A 4,928-nucleotide genomic window follows, 5' to 3' on the forward strand; every position below is an offset into this window, starting at 1 on the left:
CTCGGCCGCACCAGCACCGGATAGCCAATCCGTTCGGCCACCGCAAGCGCTTCATCTACGCTCGTTGCCGTGCCGCCTTCCGGCTGCGGAATCGCGAGGTCTTTGAGCAGCTTGCCAAATTGCTTCCGGTCTTCAGCCAGGTCAATCGACGCCGGCGACGTGCCAATGATCGGCACTCCCGCGGCAAGCAGGCGCTGCGCAAGATTCAGCGGAGTCTGCCCGCCATACTGCACAATCACGCCGATCTCCGCGCCTGATTGTGCTTCGTGGTTGTAAACTGCGAGCACGTCTTCCAGCACCAGCGGCTCGAAGTACAGCCTATCGCTCGTGTCATAGTCCGTCGATACCGTCTCGGGGTTGCAATTCACCATGATGGTCTCGTAGCCATCGTCCTTCAGAGCAAACGCAGCATGGCAGCAGCAGTAATCGAATTCAATACCCTGCCCGATGCGATTCGGCCCCGACCCCAGAATGATGATCTTCGCCTTGTCCGTCGGCGGCGCCTCATCTTCTTCGTCGTAGGTCGAGTAGAGATACGGCGTCATCGATTCGAACTCCGCTGCACACGTATCCACTAGCTTGAAAACCGGGCGAATGCCCTTCGATTCGCGCAGTTCCCTAACCTGCTTCACGCCGTCGTGGCCTTCCAGTTTCCACTCGGTCGCAATGCGTTCGTCGCTCAGCCCGAAGCGCTTCAGTCGCAGCAGCTGTTCGCCAGCAATGTTCTCGGGCGAAATCTCCTGGAGTGAGCCCTGCGCGATCGTCACTTCGCGAATCTGGTGCAGGAACCACGGATCCATCCCGGTCAGCCGCGCAACCTCGCGCACACTCATGCCGCGCTCAAAGGCGAATCGAATGTAGCCCAACCTCTCCGGTCGCGGTGTAACCAGCATCTGCGTCAGGCGACGCGGTTCAAGAATTTCAGTTCCGGTCTTCTTTCCGGTCTCCAGTGCGCGCCACGCCTTCATCAGCGCTTCCTTGAAGGTGCGGCCCATCGCCATCACTTCGCCGACGGATTTCATTTGCGGTCCCAGCGTGTCGTCAGCGCCGGGGAATTTCTCGAACTGCCACTTTGGAATCTTCACGACAACATAATCGATCGTCGGCTCGAAGCACGCCGGTGTCTTGCGCGTGATGTCATTCGGAATTTCATCAAGCGTGTAACCCACCGCAAGCTTCGCCGCGATCTTCGCAATCGGAAAACCTGTAGCCTTCGAGGCCAGTGCCGAAGAGCGCGACACGCGCGGATTCATCTCAATTACAGTCATGCGCCCGTTGGCAGGATTCACCGCAAACTGCACGTTGGATCCGCCGGTCTCCACGCCAATCTCGCGCATCACCGCGATGGCCGCGTCGCGCATCTTCTGATATTCGCGATCGGTAAGGGTCTGCGCCGGCGCCACCGTAATCGAATCACCCGTGTGCACGCCCATCGGGTCGAAGTTCTCGATCGAACAAATGATGATGACGTTGTCGGCGAGGTCGCGCATCACCTCGAGCTCATATTCCTTCCAGCCCAGAACGCTCTCTTCAATCAAACATTCGTGAACTGGAGAGAGATCGAGTCCACGTGCAAGAATCTCCATCAACTCTTCGCGGTTGTAGCCGATCCCGCCGCCTGAACCACCGAGCGTGAAACTCGGACGAATCAGAACCGGAAACCCAATCTTGCTCGCAAAATCCAAGCCATCGCGAAGATTGTTCACCAGCGCAGACTTTGAAACATCTAGACCGATACGCAGCATGGCATCTTTAAACAGCAGCCTGTCTTCTGCCTTTTTGATAGCCTCGAGCTTCGCGCCGATCAACTCCACGTTGTAGCGATCGAGAATGCCGGCGTCGGCCAGATCGACAGCAAGATTCAACGCCGTCTGCCCGCCTACCGTCGGCAGCAACGCGAATTTACCTGAGCCTTCGCCCAGCATCGCCGACTCAATGCGAATAATCTCTTCAACATACTCGCGCGTCAGGGGCTCAATGTACGTGCGATCGGCCAATTCGGGATCCGTCATGATGGTGGCCGGGTTCGAATTCACCAGCACCACTTCGTAGCCCTCTTGCTTGAGAGCTTTGCAAGCCTGCGTGCCGGAGTAGTCAAACTCCGCAGACTGCCCAATCACAATCGGCCCCGAGCCGATCACCAAAATCTTCTGAATGTCATTTCTGCGTGGCATTGTGTTTTCTATTTTCCGCTTCTCAAAATGTCGTGCAACAGGCCGATTTGAAACGGCACGACTTCAGCCGTTCCGCTAAATACTTCCACAATCCCTTCGCGATTCTTCGCGGCCTTGCTTTGAAAGGGCACGGCTTCAGCCGTGCCGACAGCGCCCACCTCAAACATGATGGGCTTTAGCCCCTGAGGGATGGGGTCCAATTTCCAACCCGGAAATGCTGAAGAATACCGATACGCAAAGGGCGTATCGCACAGATGCTTCTTCACCGGATTCAGATGAATGTAATGGAGATGCTTGTCGTAATCCTGTGCATCCCGGATCCTGTGATCCGAAAATCCTGGCTGCCAGATTTCTGCGTCGCTTCCCAATTCTTTTTTCGCCCTGTATGAAAACCCGCCTTTAATGAATTGGACTGCGCGCTCCAGCGCGACGGAGGGGGTGATCAGCAGATGGAAGTGATCCGGCATCAAAACGAACTCATGCAGAAGATACGATTCGCGATGCGAAAGAAGGTTTTGGAAAACCAACCTGGCCCAAGGCTCTGCGCGAAACAACGCGCGAGACTCCCACGTCTTCGCTGTAACGAAGTACGTCTGCGAGTTGTTGGTTGCGTGCTCTCGCGCAGGTTTCACAATCTTCCCTCAGCGGCTAAAGCCGCATTCCGCTCTGCCGGGTTGGCGGCACGACTAAAGTCGTGCCCTTTCAAATCCGATCGCCCTTCAACTTCTTCGCCGCTACTTATCGTTTGAGATTTTCGCGAATTTCCCGATCAAACTCTTTCTTGCTCGTCAACACCGCCGAGCAGGCATCCGCGCATGCGCCCGGACCCAGAATCACGTAAAGCTTCTTGCGTGCAAGTGCAGTGACAACCTCGTCCGTAACCACGATCTCCCGCATCGCAGGGGCATACTCCGTGCGCGCTACGCGAAGCGTGTAATCACCCCTGGCAGGAGCAAATCGGAATTCGCCCGACTTATCGGTTTTCGTCTGATACACAACCTTGTCGCTCACAGTGAGTGTGACCTCCACCTCCACCGCAGGACGACCAACAGGACTCACAACGATGCCCTCTACATGGCTCAGCCGCTCCGGTCCCGGAATGTCGACTTGAGCATTCAGAAGACCAGCGCCGGTCAGACCCAACGATATGCAGAACGCTCCACTCAAAAAACAGCGGAGCCTCGGCCCCGCTGGTCTTGCGAAAATCGTCGATGAATTCGCCCTTCGCTTCATCCCTTCCACTCCTCCATCATCTTTCTGAAGTCGCGGAACAGGTAATGCGAATCGTGCGGCCCCGGCGCTGCCTCCGGGTGATATTGCACGCTGAACAGCGGCAGCGTTTTGTGCCGCAATCCCTCCAGCGTGTTGTCATTCAAATCCACGTGCGTCAATTCAACTTCATTGGCGTTGATCGAATCCGGATCGACCGCGAAGTTGTGGTTGTGCGCCGTGATCTCCACCTTGCCCGTAAGGTTGTTGCGTACCGGATGATTGCCGCCGTGGTGCCCAAACTTCAGCTTGTATGTCTTGCCGCCCAGCGCCAATCCGCAGAGCTGGTGTCCCAGGCAAATCCCGAACACCGGCACGCGCCCCATCATGTCGCGAATGGCCTGCACCGCGTAGTCCACTGGCTCCGGATCGCCCGGCCCATTCGACAGAAACACCCCATCCGCCTTCAGCGTCATCACATCGGCCGCTGTTGTCTCCGCCGGGACCACTGTCACGCGGCAGCCCTCACGCGCGAGCATGCGCAGGATGTTCTGCTTGATACCGAAGTCATAGGCAACAACGTGGAGCGCCGGCTTGTCGACTGCCGTCGGCAAAAGCGGATCGTCCCCCTGGTATCGCGGGTCCGACGAATCGAAGCCATATACTGACTTGGTCGAAACCACCTTGGCCAGGTCAGTCCCATCCATCTTGCGAATGCTTCTGGCTTTTTTCACCAGCGCATCGGCGTCGGAAGTCTCCGTCGAAATCACCCCACGCATCACGCCATGTGTGCGCAAATGCCTCACCAGCGCACGCGTGTCGATCTCCGCCAGCACAGGAACGGAATACCGCTCCATGTACTCATCGGTGACCTGTTCCGAGCGCCAGTTCGAGCTGATTGCTGAAAACTCGCGCACGACCAAGCCCTCAATATAGGGCCTCGCCGATTCGTTGTCTGCCTGGTTCGTTCCGTAATTACCTATCTGGGGATTGGTAAGAACGACGATTTGACCAGCATAGGAGGGATCGGTAGCGATTTCCTGATAGCCGGTTAGGGAAGTGTTGAAAACTACTTCGCCCTGGCATTCGCCGGGGTGCCCGTAGCCCTCGCCGCGGAAGATGCGCCCGTCTTCGAGCGCAAGAAGTGCCTGCATCGCCTCTCCGAGGAGTGGATTCAATCGATTTTAGCAGGTTTAGCGCTGCGGCGTTGACGTGAAAGATGAACTTCTATTTAACTTCGCCGACATCCTTGGCAGGCCAGTACACAAACACCGCTTTACCGTAGATCAGATCGCGCTCGACCACCCCGAATTCCCTGCTGTCCGATGAGATCGAACGGTGATCGCCCATCACGAAGTAGCTGTCGTCGGGAATAATCGTCTCTGCATACGATCGCGAATCACGGTACATCGCGGGAACGTACTTCTCATTGAGAGCCTTATCGTTCACAAACACCTGTCCGTGATCAATCCGCAGACGGTCGCCGGGCAGCGCAATCACGCGTTTGATATAGCTTTTCTCGGGATCGCGCGGATAGTGATACAC

The 4,928-nt window shown here is 56.7% G+C and carries 5 protein-coding genes; all 5 read right to left on the reverse strand.

Annotated elements, in window-relative coordinates; translation table 11 throughout:
- On the reverse strand, positions 1-2,174 hold a 2,174-nt coding region (gene carB, locus WA354_RS13280), incomplete at its 3' end, for a carbamoyl-phosphate synthase large subunit (protein ID WP_472813494.1).
- An 8-nt stretch (positions 2,175-2,182) separates the two neighbouring features.
- Positions 2,183-2,806 carry an REP-associated tyrosine transposase gene (locus WA354_RS13285; protein ID WP_472813495.1) on the reverse strand — a complete coding sequence of 208 codons (624 nt, stop codon included), beginning with the start codon at positions 2,804-2,806 and terminating at the stop codon, positions 2,183-2,185.
- A 106-nt stretch (positions 2,807-2,912) separates the two neighbouring features.
- Positions 2,913-3,317 carry a carboxypeptidase-like regulatory domain-containing protein gene (locus tag WA354_RS13290; protein ID WP_472813496.1) on the reverse strand — a complete coding sequence of 135 codons (405 nt, stop codon included), beginning with the start codon at positions 3,315-3,317 and terminating at the stop codon, positions 2,913-2,915.
- 86 nt (positions 3,318-3,403) lie between these two features.
- The gene (carA, locus tag WA354_RS13295) at positions 3,404-4,537 is read right to left on the reverse strand and encodes a glutamine-hydrolyzing carbamoyl-phosphate synthase small subunit (protein ID WP_472813497.1); all 1,134 of its coding nucleotides are present in this window, start codon (positions 4,535-4,537) and stop codon (positions 3,404-3,406) included.
- Between the two features lie 73 nt (positions 4,538-4,610).
- On the reverse strand, positions 4,611-4,928 hold a 318-nt coding region (gene lepB, locus WA354_RS13300; RefSeq protein WP_472813498.1), incomplete at its 5' end, for a signal peptidase I.

Origin of the sequence: Occallatibacter sp. (assembly GCF_049802275.1) — a bacterium.
Taxonomy (GTDB): domain Bacteria; phylum Acidobacteriota; class Terriglobia; order Terriglobales; family Acidobacteriaceae; genus Telmatobacter.

Coding starts and splice junctions, on each gene's coding strand:
- carA (WP_472813497.1), bottom strand. CDS start 4,537: ATGCAGGCACTTCTTGCGCTCGAAGACGGGCGCATCTTCCGCGGCGAG.